The organism is Paraburkholderia sp. GAS448 (assembly GCF_050435685.1).
GTDB lineage: Bacteria > Pseudomonadota > Gammaproteobacteria > Burkholderiales > Burkholderiaceae > Paraburkholderia.
Window position 1 is genome coordinate 1 of record NZ_JBNDKT010000071.1, and the last position, 17,626, is coordinate 17,626.

Here is a 17,626-nt window from a genome sequence, read left to right on the forward strand (position 1 = left end):
AATTCAAGGAGCGTGTCATGTACAACATCGTCTGGCTCGTAGGGGCCGTGGTCATCGTTCTGTTTGTGCTCGGCTATGTTGGATTGAGGTAAGCCATGAGCCTAAGGTGGAGAACGTCGTCAGCGGGATGATCACCGTTCACGCAGCAGCCGTCACGTTGACCTGGAATATGCGCTTGACCGCCCGCTGGCAAAGAAGCTCGAGCAGGTCTATGACATCCTGGCGCCGGACCGCGTCCGCCGCACTAGCGAGCCAACTGAACTGAGTGGAGAAACTGATGAAGGTTGCCGCGATCTCGCGACAATTGGTTGGCGAGTCATCATCTTCTCAGACTCAGTGACCCAGACCGCTCCTGGCGATCTGCTGCTCCACGAACTGGGCGAACAGGGCATGCAGACGCGTCGTCGGATGAAGGTCGTCGGCGAACACATACGTCTGATCGGCATTGGCCGTGACGTAGGTAGTCGGCGAGCACAGCAAGGCCGTGTCATCCGGCGTTTTCGCAGGGTCGCAGGCGCCGATGTTTGACACGGCGAAGCCATTGGCCTGAAAGTTCGCCAGGATCTGGTCCACCCATGTATAAGAATCGATCTGGATAACCTTGCCTTGCAGGCCATTGGCCTGCAAGGCAGCGTTCAAGCTATCGTTGAAGATTTGCGACAACTGGGTCAGGTTTGCCCCGCCGTCGGGCGAGGCGATGCCTTTGGGCGACAGTCCGATATTCGGAACATTGACCACCACGACATGAGTGGCGCCGTTCTGGGCGATCTGTCCGACAATCTGAGCCAGAGTGGTTGCCGCCGTCTGCACGGTCGGCGCTGCGGCCGGCAGGGATCCGGCACGAAGCACGTCGTTCGAGCCCGCCCAGACCAGCACCAGTTGATTGGAATTGAAACTACCGTGAGCGGCCAGATAGCTCGAAACCTGCTGGTTGACGGGCATTTCGACATTGCCGATCACGTCGGCAAGAAAGTCGTACAGGCTTGCTGGCGTCGCCACCGTGGCGCCGCCCTCCGCATAGCCGAGGCCGCTTTGCGCACTCAACTTATGAGTGGTGTCGATCGTAAACGCAGCGCTTAGCGTATCGCCGTAGTATTGCGCAACATCCTGAGACCACACTTGGCCCGGATTGGTCGTGAAACGCCCCCCGCCGACCGCCTTCGCGATCGGCGCATAGGTCCCAACGTCCGACAGGCTGTCGCCGAACGAGACAACTTGCAGATCAATGCCGCCCGCCGGGGTTGCCGCGCCACTGCCGTTACTCGAGCCACCTCCATGCCCGCCGCACGCGGCAAACAGTGAAATCACCACGGCAAGAATTGCAGCACATACCTTGTCATTGTTCATCCACGGATTTTTCATGACTGAGTTGTCTTCCGAATGCTGGAGTTTTCTAGATTAATCTGGAAGCCGAATATCGGTAACGGGCGACTGAACTGAAGTGATCCAGCGAGCCAGGACTGGAAAGTGTGCCGCCGGTCAATTCCTGCCGATGCGCACGGTGAGAAATCATGCTGTCCTGCAGGATCGCGCACATCGCGACCAGCAGCATGATCGCAATTGCCACGAGACCTACATAGCTGATGATTCTGAGCGTTTTCATTTTGGCTTCCTACGATAAAGGAATTGGCGCCTCGCGACAGAGACCCGGGAATCACGGGTGCACGGTGGACGCAACATTACGTTCTCACATGCGACAGGGCATGTCTGTACGATAGTGGATTCGGTGAGGTACGACACCACGCGTTCCGTGCCACCATAGAACTCCGGCGGAACAGCGTCGTAAGACGGAGCGATCTGTGCGATATGCATTCGTTAAATCCATTTGAGCGCATCCCACGTACTGTCTGGCCGAATTCCACACAGATCCCGACGCGGGCTGTCTTGAAGTCGTCACCATGTACAAGACGCTACACGAACCCCGTGATCAACTCGGTACGCTAGCAGGCAAAGTCCCCAAAAACGGCCGTTTGCTCGTTACACGCTCGTAGCGTGGCAGACCCTGACATCGCGCTTCGACATCCAGCCGTCCGGTACGGGACCGTACCGACATCTTCGGCAGTTGCGTACATCCTGTGGACGCTCTCCACTAACGCCCTGAAATGCACGCTGCCTATCCAGGCAACGTCGAACTCGCCGTGCTTGTAGAACGAAAGGATCGGATCATCTGCGTCGGGGAAACAGCCTCGGTAGTTCGGATGCGCTTCTGCCCCATGTCTTCGATCTTCTTGCGCGCGCCGGCAGGATATTGACCGCCAGGGCTTGTGGTTAGGGGACAGGCCTCGTTTTCGTGAAGACCAGCGCCGATTCACGTGGCCGTGTCATCAAGCAGCGCGTGGCCGTGGGCTGCCAGCGAATTCACGCGAGGGCTGTCGATCATCGCGGACCATGGCACCGTTTGTGAATGCGCATGACCGGCGAAATTCCAGTCGAATCCGGGCGCCCGGTGCGACGTTCGTTGTGCGGATTGCAAGGCTCGACGATAAACTGGCTTGTCAGCCGTGGTGGGCGCTCACGAGCCCGTAGCGCCGCATGAGCGGCGTAGCCGATATTCCATGCAACACAACCGACACGGAAATTGCGGACAGTATCCATGGAACGACGGGGGCGAGTTCCGCACGCGGACCGCGCTCGATTGCGAGCATCAGGTAGTAAAAGGACCCCACACCGCGGATACCGAGCCAGCCTATTAGCCATCGCTGTATATGCGAGGCAGAAGAACCGGCCAATGAGATCTGCGTAGCAAGCGGTCGAATGACAACCAGCAACGCGGCTACCACCGCCGCGCTCGTCCAGGTGAGCATGGCTGCCCAGTATTGTGAAACAAGAGAGCCGATCAGCAGGATCAAGACGACTTCGGCGATGTGCTCCAGCTCGATAGTGAATCCCATCACGGACTCCGCCATGAAGGCATGCGCCTTTTGAGGATCAGTGGCGGTAGCCTCGACGTCCTGTGTGTTGACAGTCCCTACGGTCTCTTTTGAAGACTTTTCACCACTTGACCGATGCTCAACTTGCCGCATGGCAACGCCGGCTGCGAACACCGCGAGGAAACCGTAGCTGTGAATGACGAGTGCAATCCCGTATGACAGGGCGATCAGGCCAAGCGTGAAGAATCCTTCGAGACCGAGCGCCTGTCCGTGACGGCTGCGCATGAACGCGACGAGCCGGGCTGTGGCGATGCCGAGCAGCCAGCCGCCGCCGATTCCGCCGATCACGCCCCACGCGGCCATTCCGACGAAGGCCCATGAAACGCCGGACACGGCTTCGCGCCCCGCGTTGTCGCACAGCAGAAGCCCGAGCAACGCAAACGGATAGGCCGTCCCATCGTTCAGTCCGCCTTCTCCGGACAACGTGAAGCGCACAAGCTCGACATCCCCCGCGTCGCGTACTCCGACGTCTTGCGCCAGCACGGGGTCCGTCGGCGCCAACATCGCACCCAGGAGGACTGCGACGCCGACGCTCAGATGAAATACCAGCATTCCAAGCAGCGCAAGGGACACCACGGTGAGCATCATGGCAAGGATGCCCAGCCGAAGCGGCAGCGCCCATCTTCGGTCAGACGGCGGCACACGAAGGCGCAAACCGATCGCAAAGAGCGACACGAGGATACCAACCTCAGCGATCATACGGAGGTAAGTGACATCGTCCGGTAGTCGCACTGATAACAAGCCCACGCCGGCCGGTCCTAGCGCGAAACCGATTCCCAGATAGAGCATGGCAGCGCTGACCGGCAGCCGCTTGAGCGCGGACCCGATGAGGCCCATGAACATCAGCAGGCCGCCGACAATGAGGCACCATATCGCGTCAAGCACAGCAGGCATCCCGGAGTTGCGAGGTTATGTCCAACATCTGATGTCAGCAAGGTGGCGGCCAATGTCGCTCGCCTGACGGGTAAGGCTGCTGCGTCTGTTCGATCAGATGATCGATATTGCCAGCCCACCCGTGTCGTTTGATCTGCGCTTACATTCTCTACTATGGCCGTGATCGGGTGCGCCAGACACGGCGCAATTGTTTCGGCCAGCTGCTACGAGCTATGCGGCGCGCTGGTTCAACCACACCCGGCCTGCGGCCGTCATGTTGATAACGCCACAAGCACGTGATTCGTATGCAAGCCCGACGCTCAATAATTCCTCCGCTATCGACCGTGGCGTCGCTGCCTCGGAATCTGGAATGAGATCAAGCGATTTGAGTGTCTGGGCGGCCTCGGGGGAGAGTTGGATGTACATGGCGGCCTCCTGTTATTCAGATCATCATGGATCGGAAGAATTTTTCCCGTCTGTACGATAGCGTCTACTTAAACGGTTATTTGCGAAAATCATTCCAGGCGCAGTCTGTTTCTGTCAGCCTGCTCCCCTCGAAAGCTTTCAGCGAGCGGCGTCGTGAACAGGGACCTGGTGCGCGGCCGGATAGAGGTGACAACGGCAGACTGACGACGGGCCTCGGCAAAGCGATCGGAAACCGGTCGATCCCACCGGGAAGCCGTGTCTGCGACACTGAGCGAGATCGAATCCGAACGCGGTACGGAAACGTCAATTCAAATCTGTCAAGCGCGTCGAGAACGATGTGGGAGACGAACATGCCAGGGTGAGTTCGTCGTGCCTGTTGCGCTGATGCATTCCTCAAACGCCGTCATATCCTGCCGTAACGGCAAACGAGCCAGGGAGATGGTGAAGACGCAGCCTGTGCCAGGCAAGTCGCGAACGCAGAGGACACCATCGCTCGCGTCGACGCTAAGCCTCGGGATTGACTGAGGTTGACCCAGAAAAACGGACATCTATCCTTTGGAGAAGGAGGTGCCGATTATGGGCAAGCATCGTACCCCGTACCCGGCGGAATTTCGGGGCGCAAATGGTCGAGCTCGTGAAGGCCGGACGCAGGCCGGAGGAACTGGAAAAGGAGTTCGAGCCGACTGCACAGACCATCTACAACTGGGTGACGCTATCCTCTCGCACAAGTCGTCCGTGGCTAACTGGCTGCTTGATCGTCTCCCCCAACGGGGCGAGCTTGCGTCGGCCAGGATGCGACCGTTGCCTCCCGCAGAGGATAAACCGCAGTGAACGGACAGCTAAAGACGGGTACCTTGTCAGTGCTGGTTGCAGAAGATGGCCGTGAGCAATAGATCAATCGCTGCAGGCAGTCGGGGCGCCGAGGCGGGCCTGTCCACTGCCCATCCCTGTGATGCTCGATGTGGTTGTTTTTACTGAGCTGAACGCCACCGTACAGACTTACCGTATCGTTCGTGAGATCGTGCTGCTTCAACCTGCGCGTAGCAGTGATCCTCGGGGCACTCTCGCGAGGCAGGCCTTGGCGAACCGCCGGCTATCGGTGCATCGCGACCGAAGGGTGCGATTATGGGGATCAACATGTCAGTTCATTCAACGTCTTTCCGGTGGTCCGTTGGCACTTACGACGCGCGCCACGCCGATGGGACAGATGAAATTATCGAACCGCTGCGGCAGTCTACCGTCGTCCCCTTCAATGGGTTCCGGCCGGTCGGCGACCGTGTCGGCGCGCCGAAACTGAAGAATCAGGTTCTCGCAACGGTGGCGCACGAGCTTCGTGGACCACTCACTCCGCTGCAGCTCGCCACCCAGCTCATCCGCAGGGCATCGGCAGATCGACCGGAGGTGCTTCGGTCGCTTGACATGATCGACCGGCAGATCGCACAGATCGCCCGGCTCGCCGAGGATTTGATGGACGCTACCCGGATCGATCGGGACGCCCTTCGCATGAGTCAGGACCGCGTCGACGTGGTCGCGTTTCTGGCCGGCCCGCTCGCCGCGGCTGCACTGGCGACGGCTAAACGCAACCAGACATTCACGGTGCAGATCGCCGACCGGACACTACGCATCGAGGGCGACCCGGTCCGTCTTGCGCAGGCCGTCAACAACCTCCTGCATAACGCGGTGAAATACACGCCTGAAAATGGTTGCATCACCGTGAATGTCCTTTCGGACGGAAAGGACCTCGTCGTATCCGTCAAGGACAATGGTCTGGGCATATCAGGCGCACTTCTGCCACATATTTTCGACCTCTTCGCTCAATCCAGCAGAACGATTGCGGCGAGTGCCGGCGGTTTGGGGGTAGGTCTTGCCGTCGTGAAAGCCGTCGCCGAGTCACATGGCGGAACGGTGTCGGCGACCAGTGACGGGCCCGGTGCCGGTAGCGAATTCACGCTCCGGCTGCCCATCGTGATCGAGCGGCACGTAGCTCGCAAGCCCGCGTGACGGCGGCAATCCAGCCACAAACTTCAGTCTGCAACTGAGCCCGGCGGCCCTTAGGCGAGACACTCTCCATCATCTGAAAGAATCGTCGTTTGGAAAATAGCGAGCCACCGGTGAGCCCTTCACAGCACACCGTGACCTGCTACCGTGCGCGAACTATAATTTAAAAGCGGTTCAGCCAGACCAGGCGTTCAGGGAATACTGGCTGCGCGTTGCGACGCGACGGCATCCTCGCCAGTCCGTCTGCCGCGTTCATACAACTGCCGTCGATACCTGATACCGCCAAGAATAATTCGGCCAGGACAGGCAGTTTCTGGACCATATGTCGGGGAGCGACACATGGCAAACGAGCATCATTCGAAAGCAAATCACCTGCTCTCCGTGTTGCTAAAAGCAGAGTGGGCGCGTCTGTCACCTCATCTGGTTCGCGTTGATCTGCCCTTGGGACACGTCGTGCTGGTGTTATTGCTTCTGGGCCGGATATAGGCGCGAAATTCTTGCTTGAGGGGCCATTCCCGGGTTGTCATTGCCGGGCGTTCCATCTGGAAACGGGCGACCGGCGCGCATCCGCGAGTACGGTCAGCCGTTATTTTCAAGGAGCAGTGTCATGAACAAGGATCAGGTAAAAGGCCGCATCGAGCAAGCAAAAGGAAAACTGAAAGAAGTGGTCGGCAAGGCCACGGGAAATGAAACGACCAGGGTGAAGGGCAAGATCGAACAGGCCGTCGGCAAGACACAAGCCGCGTACGGCGATGCGAAGGAGCAACTCAGGAAGCAGCCGTAGGGTGTTCGCGCGGTTCTTGAGCGCTCGGTAGTGAGCAAAGCGCTCCCATCACGCATTCTGGGCGTATGCATTTGAACCGCGAGATGCACACAAAGGAGGAGCACGATGAAACAGGTTATCGCTTTGGTATCGGTCGCCGTGCTCGGAACGGCCCTGACCATGGGAACGCTCCGGGCTCAGGGGACGCCACAAACGATTACAGGGAAGCGCGTTGATGTGATCCAGCTGGCGACGGGGTATCGAGCCTCGAAGATCAATGGGTCGCCCGTCTATAACCGCAACAAGGACCAGATCGGAACGATTGACGATCTGATCGTTAGTCCAACCGATCGGGTCCCCTACGTGATCCTCTCGGTGGGCGGCTTTCTCGGTATTGGAACCCATTTCGTCGCGATACCGTTTGGTAGCCTGCAGATCGTCGATAAGCAGATACGGCTGCCGGACGCGACCAGGGAGTCCCTGAAGGCATTGCCCGAGTTCAAATATGCGCCTGACTAGCCGATGCCGCCGGTCATGATGCGGCGCGCCGTCGCGAACGGTGAGCGATGATCATGGTCGGCATAGCGTGCAGCACGCGGACTTGACGACTCCCCGCTCCGGTAGACGTGCGGGACAGGCTCCAATGTAGAGGAATCGGGAACGTCGCTTGGGGTGCCGGGCGGCGGCTTCGGAGTCAGTGGTTTGGTGTCAGGCGTACCGCCGTGAAAGGGATGCGCTGGTAAGCCGGGCCGATAAATCGGCTTTGTGGTCGGGTCTGAAGGCATGACTTGCTCCTGCGCTGAGATGTCCAGCAAGGACCATCATATCTCTCTCGCAGACATCGAACATACCGGTTGCGAGCAGCATTTGGCCGGCCCGGTGGGAGCCGGCCGCGGACCATCCGCTATGAACGACAGGGGGCGACAACTAAATTAGAGATCAGCGCCCGCCGCACGACCAGATGCGCCCCGTTGCTTGAATTCCACTGCAACGCGGAATAGACCCCGTGATGCACTGTAGGTCAATGAGGATTTTTGATGGCATCCTTGACTGCTTCCTTAGCGTCGCCAAGATTTTTTCGCGCCTGGCCGACCGCTTGCTGGATATCGCCTTTGACTTCCTGTTTCGTGTCGCCCGTGGCCCGGCCAATGGTTTCATTCACCTTGCCTTTTACCTTCTCCGCGGTGCCCTTGACTTGATCCTTGTTCATGGTGAACCTCCAGTGCGTAACTGACCTTCGGATGATGTTGCTGCCTGTTGCGATCAGGCTCTGACACGGCACAACCGGCGGGTCAGCATTCGGTAAACATCATCAGTTATCCCTATCTTTAGCCTGTCTGGATGGCGAGTGCGTTTCAGTGTTCGAGCGGGCGGCTCCCGGCAACGTCCTGCGTGGGTAACCAGTACGGCTGCCGATTGTAGTACTGGTGAAGCGACGAACCCCACTGCGGATCCGCCATCGTGGGCCAATGGTCCTTGTCGAAGCAGGGTGCATTCTTCACCCGGTCCGCAGTGACCTCGAGCCGAAAACACTTTTCGTCCGTGTCCAGGGTCAGCGCACTCCACGGAATGGCGTAAAGCCTGCCACCCATGCCGAGAAAGCCCCCACTTGACAGCACGGCATAGGCGATCCGGCCGCTGCGTACGTCCAGCATGATCTCAGAAATTTTCCCGATGTCCTCCCGGTCAGACGTGAAGAGCTTATTGCCCTTCAGCGTATCAGCCGCCATTACGTTGGGTCCGGGCCCCTCGCCAGTCCCACTGCCCACAATCGCCGCACCCGTACTGCTGGTCGAAGGCCGATTGGTCGGGTCGAGTGTCGTCATGATTCCCTCCTGAGTTCATTTCGCGGGACGCCGGCGCGGTTCGCCGGCTCGCCGTGATGTGGACGGCGCACCGGTCACGCGATATGCCGCGCATGACCACCATTCGCGTCGTCTGCCAGTGCCCGCCACCACGCGAGCATAATCGAGTGTTCCATTCAAGCGCACTTCCCGCACCGGCCCGAATGCCGGTTCCGGTGGCCCGCGCTCTCGGAGCCGTCGTTGCCCACTGTCCGGTTTCCAGGCCAGCAGTTGACGACGGCAGTGAGCCCAATTTTCAGCCGTCCTGGCGATGATCGCGTCTAGTACGACCTATGCAAACGGCCGCGTCGCACGGGCGTCGCCTCTCGCTGCAGTATCCGCCACCCACCTGTCGTGCGGGTTGAGGACCGGAGACATTGAGCATGGGGATCAAAGCGCCCAACAACAACGATGCGCGCAATCGGAATGGCGGTCGGTACGGTGCCGTACCCGAGCCCGAACGGGAGCTGACTCATCCACACCTTGACAGCGCCGACCACGCTCTTTCCATGGAAGCGCTGCATTGCTACTGATTGCGGGTTTGAGACCAACCGGACGTGCAGAATACAAGTGATGGGTGCGACTGGGAAGGAGAGCAATATGCGTACGTCTGTCTATGTCTGTCTTGCGGCTCTTACCACCGTGCTGGCCGGATGCTTTTGGGCACCCGGCGACGGCTATCGAGGCGATCGAAACGGGGGGGGTATGGCGGTGGTCATGAAAACGCCTGGAATCAGGGGCGCACATCCGACGACCACATGAATCATTCCTCGTACTCCAACGACCAGCGGGCATATGAGTCCGGGCAGAGGGAAGGATGGTAGGTTTGCTGAGCTTACCGCATGAAGATTGCCGGTCTGCGTCCCACTTCCTGGTCGCAGCATCTGATCGGGTACGCGCTATGTCACGATGAGATCGAAGGGCACCGCATCGCACGCTGCGAAAATCGCAGTGGAAGCAATCTTGCGCACGCCGAGCCGCCGACGCTTTTCCCGCCAGGACGCGATGTGTCCGTCAATACATCCTCACTGCCGACACGGCAAGTCTGTACGGTAGCGGTCGACGCCCTTCCCCGTTCGTCACGCCGCTGTTCCGGTTCCATCGTGTGATCGATCCTGCCGTCCGTCTCCGAAGTGAGTCCATCGAGCGGCTACGCGGCAACTGGTTTTTGCTACGCGGTACGGTCGCTGCTCGCCCCGGTTGACGCCCGGGGACGAAAATGCGTCTCTTGAGGTCACCCCGTGATGCCTCCGGCCTCGATCCGCCACTATCGCCAGATCGCTCCGGTCCAAATGTCCCGGGTCGGGTCAAATGGTGCAGCGCACACCGCCGCAACCCGCACGATTCCAGATAAACGCCACCGGGGCGGACTTCTTCAGCAGTCGGAGAAACGGGCGGCCTCTTCCGGCACGCTTCCGCCACGCGGAGGAACGGGTACTGTTTGATTACAGGGGAGAGTTCTATAGTAAACAATGCCGCCACGCGTTGATTGGCCAGAAACCGCAGCACAGCATTGTGCCAACTGGTTCAAGCGGCCGAGGCTGGCGGTGCCAGGCTGGGATCCGGCAAAACGGCGCCCAGGCCTGGAGTGGAACAACCTTCGAGGAGGAGTTTCATCATGCTGCAAGCCAGTGAAATCCAGAAACGTTTTACCCATCTGGAGCAAACCATCGAGAAAGCTTCGCAGACCTGTCACGCCGACACCTCGCTGCCCAAGGAGCTCATGGATTGCGTTGATCAACTGGATAAAAAGTCCGAAGGCGCAAAGAAAATAATGGAGTCAAAAGACGAAAATCGCATGCGTCAATGGATAGACGACCTGGAGCAGGTCGGCGACCGTGCAGAGCAGGCGTGTCAACGTGCGACCAATGTAAATGCGAAAGTGAGAAGTGCGGTCACTTCCGTTCATGCTGAACTTTCCGATCTAAAAAAACAGTTGCATTAGTTCGTTAAGTAACGACAGCCGTGCCGTGGACTCGGGCGAAGGTTAGCCATCGTGCGCAGATCCGTGTCTGCACTCGACCATGGCATGACTGTCGCGGGATCAGGTCTGGCCTTTTCACGAGGAGGACATCATGACCATACTTGACCCCAGCGCCCAACCTGCAACTGGCGGGAGCGGCGCGAAGTCGTCACTTCGGATGGCGAAGATATCGGCAAAATTTCCGACGTCATGCTCGACGTGCGCGGCGGTCGGATCGCATGCGCCGTTCTGTCCAGCGGCGGGTTCCTGGGCATGGGCAGCACCCTTTACGCTATTCCGTGGAGCGCGCTGATGCTGGACACCTACGAGAAGTGCGTCCGGCTCGGCATCAACGCCGAGCGCATCAAGAACGCGCCCGGCTTCGACAAGGACCATTGGCCCGCAATGTGGGACCCGCAGTGGGGTTCGTCGCTGCACGAGCACTACAATCAGCGGCTCTACTGGCAGGCTACTCGGGGCGGAGTCGAAGGCCGGACGCTAGATCTTTAAGTCGCCAACTGCAGCCCGGTACTGTCGACCAGCACGTCCAGTGGACCGTCGGGCAAGGGCGCGCGACTGACGGCGGATCGCTGCTTCGCGCGTCGGCTTAGGGTCGTGTGATCAGGGATCGGCAACGTCAGCTTCATCAACCGGACCACCGAACCCAGCAGGCCTCCGGCCTGGCGCAAACGCATCCACAATGCACTGCCCAGCATCAGGGTGGTCGCGATCGCCAGATCCGGATAGCGAGGCTGGCCGCCCGGCGTGGTGCGCCGAGGGGCATGCCACTGCGCGAGCGCCCCGGGCGTGATCCACAGCGTCAGGCTCCCCCGGCTGCGCAGGCCCGCTTCGTACTCTGGCCAGTTCGTCACGCGGTGCGCCATCGTCGGGATGTGATGCCGACGATCGGCGTTGTGCTTGTGCGGCATGCGTCGCTTCAGAAAAATCGGGCTCTCACTTTATTACCTACACTTTTCATTGCCCTATCCGTGCGCCAACGCCGTCTTGAGTCAGCGTGGAGCCGACCTTCAAACGTCCGCGTAGTACTCGAGCGGAATGACAGGTTCTGGCCGCTCTGCTGTCCCACGCAGAGGACCGCAGCGGACTGCGCTGTCTCGCTCCAATCGCCGTTGATCAGGCGTCGGAATCTGCGCGAGTAACACGCCCACTCGTTTCACCACGCTCGTGACATATTTCCTTCGCGACGCGCAAATGCTTGTCGAGTAAGGCTCGACCGATATCTAAATGTCCCTTCGTCGCAAGTTGACACCGGCGAGGAGCATGGTGTGCATGCTTCGACCTAGAAAGGCCAGTCATCGCCGTTGCCCCGGAGGTCGTCAAAAGTTTGTTCGAATCGGCCACGTCGTGCCCTTGGGATGGATGAGCGGACGCCATTTGCGCCATACATCCATCGTGCCCACGACGTGGGGAGGGTCGTAGAATATTGCTGTGGATCGTTTTCAGGCGCCCTCCTCGAGCGCCGGACCGGCAAGGGCTGCCTCGCCCGACGTGATCGACGAGTCGAACCGTTGTTTGGCCGTCCCGAACTGACGAGCCGCGTCTATGAGATCGAGCCAGTCGATCATGAGTTTCAGGAGGCGACATGAACGCGAACGCGGTGTGTCCGCTGCACGGACCAACGACCATAATCCGCACGAATGCGTACGGGTTCCCGGTCTATGCGTGCTGCTGCGACGACGTGACCTATGTGACGCCCCCGGATGCGTGTACGAGGGCACCGACGCAACGCGGACGTGACCCGCAGCCCGAACAACCGAAAACGAGGAAAGAATGACACTGACGATCAAGCCTGCTGCCTGGGTGGTGACCGGCAGTCCGCAGTATGTGGACCGGATGCGGCTCGAGGTCGGACAGGTTCGTCAGCTTGCCGTAGCCGGACGACGCCTGCGTGAGCCACTTCACCGCGTCGATTCGTCCAGTACCGCGCCGATCGGCGGAATGCTCTGGCCTTGATTCGAGTTTGCAATCAAGCGCTGTGCGAAGAAAAAACCGCTCGAAAGCGGCCTGTCGTGCCCGCTCTACGGTCGACCTCGAGCGTTATGCATTTGGGTTGCTGGGCACGCAACAGAATTCCTCGATTACGCGCTTCTTCGCGTCTGCAAGCTCCTGCTCCAAGAGCGCCAGCATACGATGTGCCTTCGTCACGTCGACGCCCGCCAACACCGCCGCGTCGATCCGCGCCTTTGCCCTGGCGACTTCGATGGTCAACCCCTCGGCAATCCCCTCTGCTGCTGTTGCCATTTCTTACCTTGCATACGTTCATTACATGCGCCCCCCTTTCCAGGCGACAGCGATGAAGGCCTTCAGGCTAATTGTCGCTAAGGCCTCGCGAAGATCGAATGCACTGCAGCACCGAGTGAAGACGAGTTTTTCATCAGGAACTATTTCGCGGGACTCGCCACGGGTCACGAACAATTCGTCGCCTTGCATATGGATTTCGTCGAGGCTGCCCAGCCGGAAGTCGACCGGCGCAGCCGGCACAGTCATGGCGCCCGACGCCACCCACGGCTTGATGAAGTCAGGTTCCCACCATGTCTCGAACACCCTGGCACGCGGTGCGGGCATCAAACGCACAAGATGCATCGTGTAGTCTGAACAATCAATAAGAGCAAGAACCTGGGGCGAGCCACATGCGGTACCAAAGGTGGCAGGTTCTATAATTAAAAGGCGTTGGAAGAGCGCGGTGAATGCACGTTTCTCGAATGGCTCGAGGCCCTGCGAGAGGTCCCAACAGCGTCGAGCGATTGCGCGACGAGATCGACCACTGGTTAGTCTGGCTGGATCGGCACTTCGACAGACAGGCAGCGACAGAGCAAAGAGGAATTTATGGGAATCCCAACAACCAACTGGTTTCCGCTGGACAAATACACCCCTGTCCGCGATGGATGGTACGAAGTGCAACTTGTGAGTGGGGAAACGACCTTTGCGAAGTTTGGCGGCGGTGAATGGACCGAAAAGCCTTTGCTCGTCTTTGCTCATTGGCGCGGCTTGAGCGCCGACCCGGCCAGGTCTGGCGAAACGGAGGCTATCGGCGCGGAGGCGACTCTGGCAGAAGGTGTCCGGGACGCGTTGAACGTTTTTTTCCCCGGTGCGGGCGGTGAGACGCACAAGCCGCGCGAAGACTCCGAGCAGCGTGGGGGGCACCCGGCCCATTGAAGGGGCGACACGCACTAAGAAGGTTTGATAACGGCGAACCCACATTTCTTTCGCCGCGGATCCCCTCAACCTGTCATTGGCCTCGGCCGGCGCAGAAGAGGTGTCTTGCAGGCGATTTCCTTCCAACTTTCGCCCGACGAATAGCTGGGCTCTTGTCGGAGGCACCCTTGGCATGCTGCTCGGGTGCGGGACGTGCTTGCCGCTGAGCGCCCGATCACGTTAAGGGGACTGCAGGATTCGGACTCGTTTGTACGTTCGCTGCACTGCACTATCAATAGAATCGATGGCATGGCGTTGATGGCACTGGTTGGGCTGGACCTCCATGAGCAGAGTTAGTGAAAAGCCGTCTGAGGCGAAGTCGCCGCTGGGCCGGCAGACTGAACGAGCCGCGGATGGAAGAGCGAGTGATCTGGACATGGCTCACTGGTTAGATCTGCCGCGCTCGCAGGCCCCTAAACGCACGGAGAAGTCTGAAGGAACCCGAATAAAATGCCATGTGTATTTTTGTTTTTTTGCTAGTTGAATTACGCGTCAAGAGGGATTGAAATGACTGCGGATGTCATTGAAGGTAAGCGGGAAAAAGTTCAAGAATCAAAAGTCCAGAATGTGGAACGTTGGAGCGAACTCCCCGGCGAACCTCGCGATACTCATGCAGAAAACGTTTCGTGCTTGATAAACGGAGCAGACCATGAGCTTAGGTACAATTCTTCTGATTATCTTGATATTGATTCTCGTTGGCGCGTTCCCGAGCTGGCCGCACAGCCGGAGCTGGGGCTATGGCCCTAGCGGCATTGTCGGTGTAATTGTGGTGATCTTGCTCATCCTGTTGCTAATGGGACGAATTTAACAATGACAACAGGTCCCCCTTACTGACGAGTGGTCTTTTTGCGAAAAAGGAAGCGCTGCGATCACTACGCGCAATTGAAAACGCGGCACCATCACGGCGCCGCGTTTGCTGCGATGACTAGCAGCGAATGGGCTTGTTGACCCCGGCTCTTGACTTCGTTGGCTCGCTCCCTCAACTGGCTCCCTTACTTGGGCTCTTGTGCCTCATTCTTGATCGCCTGGCCGCCCTTCGAAATGTCCTGGCCTGCGCCCGCCATCGTGCTGCAGCCGGCGAGGACTGCGGTACCAGCAATCAGCATCCATGCAATCAATCGAATCATTATCTTCCCCTTGTTCAAATCAGGATCGGACCAGATTAATTTTAGATGATTTTGCTGTCGGTGCTGTCTGCTTCGCCTGCCGGCATCGACTGACGCGGCATCGTGACGGAGTGCCGTGACCCGCCGACGTTCCGGGCGCGTCGACCCTGGATCATGATGATGCGTTGCGTGCCAAGGTGTTGCGTGAGTACCCCGTGCTGCCCGGAATTTCAGGCAGCCGCGGGCTTGAGCGAGGGCCCCGGCCGCATCCCCACCATCGAGTACAAGGGATACGTATTGAGTGCCTATTCAACCCAGGTATTTCCGCCGCACCGCGATCCATACGCCAAAGGGCCGCGCCGCTTCTCGTCAGTCGTCAGGATTGACGCGCCGCTGTCTTCCGGCATCGAACCACAGCGCAATGCAACGCAGTATGTCGACGCTGATCCCACGCAATCCGTCGATGCACTCGGCCTCGCGATGCAATTTGGCAAGGACATTATTGACGACAAGATCCACGTGAAGGAACTTTGAGGCGCCTCAACGTCTCGCAGCCCGTCAGACTATGTGGAACAAGCCATGAAATGACTTTTCAGGTCGGTCACGCAAATGATGATCATGTAGCCGGCCTCCTCGCCGCGGTTATGCGACGAGGGTTAAAGTCAGTTTGCGAAACGCACTTTGACCCTGCGGAGACCGACATGAACTATTGTGGCATAGACCTGCATTCGAACAACTGCGTGGTGATCGTCAGCGACGAGAACGACCGGATCGTGTACCAGAAACGCCTGCCAAACGAGCTCGCGCAGATCGCGGCGGCGCTTGAGCCGTACCGGCACGAACTGGCGGGTGTGGTCGTCGAGAGCACGTACAACTGGTACTGGCTGGTGGATGGACTGACGGACAGAGGCTACCGGGTACACCTGGCCCATCCCGCTGCCATCAGGAAATACGACGGACTCAAGCACAGCGGCGATTTCGCCGATGCGGCCTATCTGGCGCAGCTGCTGAGGCTCGGGTTGCTGCCCGAGGGCTATGTCTATCCGCGCGAAGAACGCGGCGCACGCGACCTGGCACGCAAGCGCTTGCAACTGGTGCGCTATCGCACAGCGCAGATCCTTTCGATCGAGGGCATCCTGATGCGGCAGACGGGGAGCAGAATAACTGGCGAGGCAGTCAAACGGCTGACGGCTGGCCAGGTCGACGAATTTGCCTTTGCGCCCGATGTCGCGCTGGCCGTGGAGGCCAACCGCGCGGTCAGCCAGGCGCTGGGGCAGCAGATCGAAGCGCTGGAGAAGCGACTGAGGGAACGCGTGAGTCTGCGTGCCGAGTACCACCTGCTCAGGACGGTGCCGGGCATCGGCGACACGCTCGCGACCACGATCATGCTCGAGACCGGATCGATCAGCCGCTTTGCCCAGGTCGGCAACTTCAGTTCCTACTGTCGCTATGTTGACAGCCTGAGGGAGAGTAACGGCAGGAAGAAGGGTGAAGGCAATACCAGGAACGGCAACAAGTATCTCGCGTGGGCGTTTGTCGAGGCAGCGAACTTCGCGATGCGTTACTGCCCGCAGTCCAGAAGCTTTTACGATCGCAAGAAGAGCAGGACGAACCGCGTCCTGGCGCTCAAGGCTCTGGCACACAAGCTTGCGCGGGCGTGCTACCACATGCTGCGAGACCAGAAGCCCTTCGATGTGCACCTGTGTTTCGGATAACGGTTTGGCCAGGGGCGGCGAGCCAGGACAAGGCACTGGTGTGAAGCCACCCGAATGATTTGGACGCCGCCCTTGTGCCATCTGAACGGATGCAGAACGCTGAATCGCCCAGGCCGTGAGCCATCAAAGGACTGGCGTCGTCGTCATGGCGATAGCCACAGGGAATGCAAGCACTCCCCTGGACACGGCCTGGCACCAAAGTTTCTCTGGGGCGGCAACTGCCGCCAGGGCAGTCGCGGAGCATTGCGACAGGCTTGATCCCGATGGGTGTCTGGTGCGATTCGGTTCGCAACCACCGAGTGAGAAAACGGGCGCGGTTAGTGTTTGCACGAGTGAAGGTGGCGCGCTGTTGTCACCGAGAATTGACGCAACTGTTTTGCGACGTACTCTTTTTACCCTTGACTCCGGCCGGCTAATGGGCGTCCCTTGACTGGCCGATCAGCGATGCCGTACTGCTCGAGCATCGAGGCCGGGAAAAGCGGGATCGTCATGGACCGGTGGTGCTGCGAGGAGCGCAGGTCGCGCAGTCGCTCTTGCCGATCTCCGGCGAGGGATCGTGCCGCGATGATGGGCGCTATCTGCGGTAATCGAAGACCGCTACCGTACAGACTTTTCCTGTAGTACGTGAGAACGTGTAGTGCGAAAGAATCTTTTTCACCGCTACCATGACAAACGCCGTTCTCAACACGCTGCTAATCGTGCTTACCGCCATCAGTGCCGGACTCGCTCCCGCACCGTCCTACGCCTACGCACTCGATCCGCAACTCGACTGTAAATCGAGTGCGCACGCTT

20 protein-coding genes and 1 pseudogene are annotated in these 17,626 nt (G+C 59.2%); 10 read left to right on the forward strand and 11 right to left on the reverse strand.

Going from position 1 to position 17,626, the window contains the following annotated elements:
* Window positions 1-333: 333 nt before the first annotated feature.
* From P3T23_RS45045 to P3T23_RS45060, 4 genes are all read right to left on the reverse strand, one after another.
* A complete protein-coding gene (locus P3T23_RS45045) occupies window positions 334-1,362 on the reverse strand; it encodes an SGNH/GDSL hydrolase family protein (protein WP_429322485.1) in 1,029 nt (342 codons plus the stop codon).
* Between the two features lie 31 nt (window positions 1,363-1,393).
* Complete coding sequence (locus P3T23_RS45050) at window positions 1,394-1,603, reverse strand: hypothetical protein (protein ID WP_429322486.1); 210 nt, start codon at window positions 1,601-1,603, stop codon at window positions 1,394-1,396.
* Window positions 1,604-2,495: 892 nt separating this feature from the next.
* On the reverse strand, window positions 2,496-3,815 hold the full coding sequence (locus P3T23_RS45055) for a cation:proton antiporter (protein WP_429322501.1): 1,320 nt from the start codon (window positions 3,813-3,815) through the stop codon (window positions 2,496-2,498).
* A 219-nt stretch (window positions 3,816-4,034) separates the two neighbouring features.
* Entirely contained in the window at window positions 4,035-4,229 is a 195-nt protein-coding gene (locus P3T23_RS45060; protein ID WP_429322487.1) for a hypothetical protein, read from the reverse strand.
* A 1,137-nt stretch (window positions 4,230-5,366) separates the two neighbouring features.
* Here P3T23_RS45060 and P3T23_RS45065 point away from each other — a divergent pair.
* From P3T23_RS45065 to P3T23_RS45075, 3 genes are all read left to right on the forward strand, one after another.
* Window positions 5,367-6,230, forward strand: a complete 864-nt coding sequence (locus P3T23_RS45065) for a sensor histidine kinase (RefSeq protein ID WP_429322488.1) — start codon at window positions 5,367-5,369, stop codon at window positions 6,228-6,230.
* A 604-nt stretch (window positions 6,231-6,834) separates the two neighbouring features.
* Window positions 6,835-7,011 carry a CsbD family protein gene (locus P3T23_RS45070; protein WP_429322489.1) on the forward strand — a complete coding sequence of 59 codons (177 nt, stop codon included), beginning with the start codon at window positions 6,835-6,837 and terminating at the stop codon, window positions 7,009-7,011.
* Window positions 7,012-7,116: 105 nt separating this feature from the next.
* The gene (locus P3T23_RS45075) at window positions 7,117-7,509 is read left to right on the forward strand and encodes a PRC-barrel domain-containing protein (protein WP_429322490.1); all 393 of its coding nucleotides are present in this window, start codon (window positions 7,117-7,119) and stop codon (window positions 7,507-7,509) included.
* Window positions 7,510-8,011: 502 nt separating this feature from the next.
* On the opposite strand, the gene P3T23_RS45080 is transcribed toward P3T23_RS45075, so the two are convergent.
* Window positions 8,012-8,200, reverse strand: coding sequence for a CsbD family protein (locus P3T23_RS45080; RefSeq protein ID WP_429322491.1), 189 nt, complete (start codon window positions 8,198-8,200; stop codon window positions 8,012-8,014).
* A gap of 145 nt (window positions 8,201-8,345) precedes the next feature.
* Window positions 8,346-8,816: a PRC-barrel domain-containing protein gene (locus P3T23_RS45085; protein ID WP_429322492.1), complete on the reverse strand. Its 471-nt coding sequence runs from the start codon at window positions 8,814-8,816 to the stop codon at window positions 8,346-8,348.
* Window positions 8,817-10,452: 1,636 nt separating this feature from the next.
* On the opposite strand from P3T23_RS45085, the gene P3T23_RS45090 reads away from it, so the two are divergent.
* Window positions 10,453-10,779, forward strand: coding sequence for a hypothetical protein (locus P3T23_RS45090; RefSeq protein ID WP_429322493.1), 327 nt, complete (start codon window positions 10,453-10,455; stop codon window positions 10,777-10,779).
* A 207-nt stretch (window positions 10,780-10,986) separates the two neighbouring features.
* The gene (locus P3T23_RS45095) at window positions 10,987-11,307 is read left to right on the forward strand and encodes a PRC-barrel domain-containing protein (RefSeq protein WP_429322502.1); all 321 of its coding nucleotides are present in this window, start codon (window positions 10,987-10,989) and stop codon (window positions 11,305-11,307) included.
* A 5-nt stretch (window positions 11,308-11,312) separates the two neighbouring features.
* Here the strand turns inward: P3T23_RS45095 and P3T23_RS45100 are convergent.
* Window positions 11,313-11,726 (reverse strand): annotated as a pseudogene (locus tag P3T23_RS45100) (transposase); the annotation flags it as partial.
* A 531-nt stretch (window positions 11,727-12,257) separates the two neighbouring features.
* Entirely contained in the window at window positions 12,258-12,383 is a 126-nt protein-coding gene (locus tag P3T23_RS45105; RefSeq protein WP_429322494.1) for a hypothetical protein, read from the reverse strand.
* Window positions 12,384-12,588: 205 nt separating this feature from the next.
* On the opposite strand from P3T23_RS45105, the gene P3T23_RS45110 reads away from it, so the two are divergent.
* On the forward strand, window positions 12,589-12,771 hold the full coding sequence (locus P3T23_RS45110) for a hypothetical protein (RefSeq protein ID WP_429322495.1): 183 nt from the start codon (window positions 12,589-12,591) through the stop codon (window positions 12,769-12,771).
* 84 nt (window positions 12,772-12,855) lie between these two features.
* On the opposite strand, the gene P3T23_RS45115 is transcribed toward P3T23_RS45110, so the two are convergent.
* Together P3T23_RS45115 and P3T23_RS45120 are read right to left on the reverse strand one after the other, a co-directional pair.
* Entirely contained in the window at window positions 12,856-13,059 is a 204-nt protein-coding gene (locus tag P3T23_RS45115) for a hypothetical protein (RefSeq protein ID WP_429322496.1), read from the reverse strand.
* Between the two features lie 21 nt (window positions 13,060-13,080).
* Entirely contained in the window at window positions 13,081-13,401 is a 321-nt protein-coding gene (locus tag P3T23_RS45120) for an SRPBCC domain-containing protein (RefSeq protein WP_429322497.1), read from the reverse strand.
* Window positions 13,402-13,644: 243 nt separating this feature from the next.
* On the opposite strand from P3T23_RS45120, the gene P3T23_RS45125 reads away from it, so the two are divergent.
* Entirely contained in the window at window positions 13,645-13,974 is a 330-nt protein-coding gene (locus tag P3T23_RS45125) for a hypothetical protein (protein ID WP_429322498.1), read from the forward strand.
* 688 nt (window positions 13,975-14,662) lie between these two features.
* A complete protein-coding gene (locus tag P3T23_RS45130; protein ID WP_429322084.1) occupies window positions 14,663-14,821 on the forward strand; it encodes a DUF3309 family protein in 159 nt (52 codons plus the stop codon).
* A gap of 184 nt (window positions 14,822-15,005) precedes the next feature.
* Here the strand turns inward: P3T23_RS45130 and P3T23_RS45135 are convergent, their stop codons facing one another.
* On the reverse strand, window positions 15,006-15,140 hold the full coding sequence (locus tag P3T23_RS45135) for an entericidin A/B family lipoprotein (RefSeq protein WP_154565978.1): 135 nt from the start codon (window positions 15,138-15,140) through the stop codon (window positions 15,006-15,008).
* A gap of 183 nt (window positions 15,141-15,323) precedes the next feature.
* Here P3T23_RS45135 and P3T23_RS45140 point away from each other — a divergent pair, with 183 nt between their 5' ends.
* Both P3T23_RS45140 and P3T23_RS45145 read left to right on the forward strand, forming a co-directional pair.
* Entirely contained in the window at window positions 15,324-15,653 is a 330-nt protein-coding gene (locus tag P3T23_RS45140) for a hypothetical protein (protein WP_429322499.1), read from the forward strand.
* Between the two features lie 167 nt (window positions 15,654-15,820).
* A complete protein-coding gene (locus tag P3T23_RS45145; RefSeq protein WP_429322500.1) occupies window positions 15,821-16,834 on the forward strand; it encodes an IS110 family transposase in 1,014 nt (337 codons plus the stop codon).
* The last annotated feature ends 792 nt before the right edge of the window (window positions 16,835-17,626 follow it).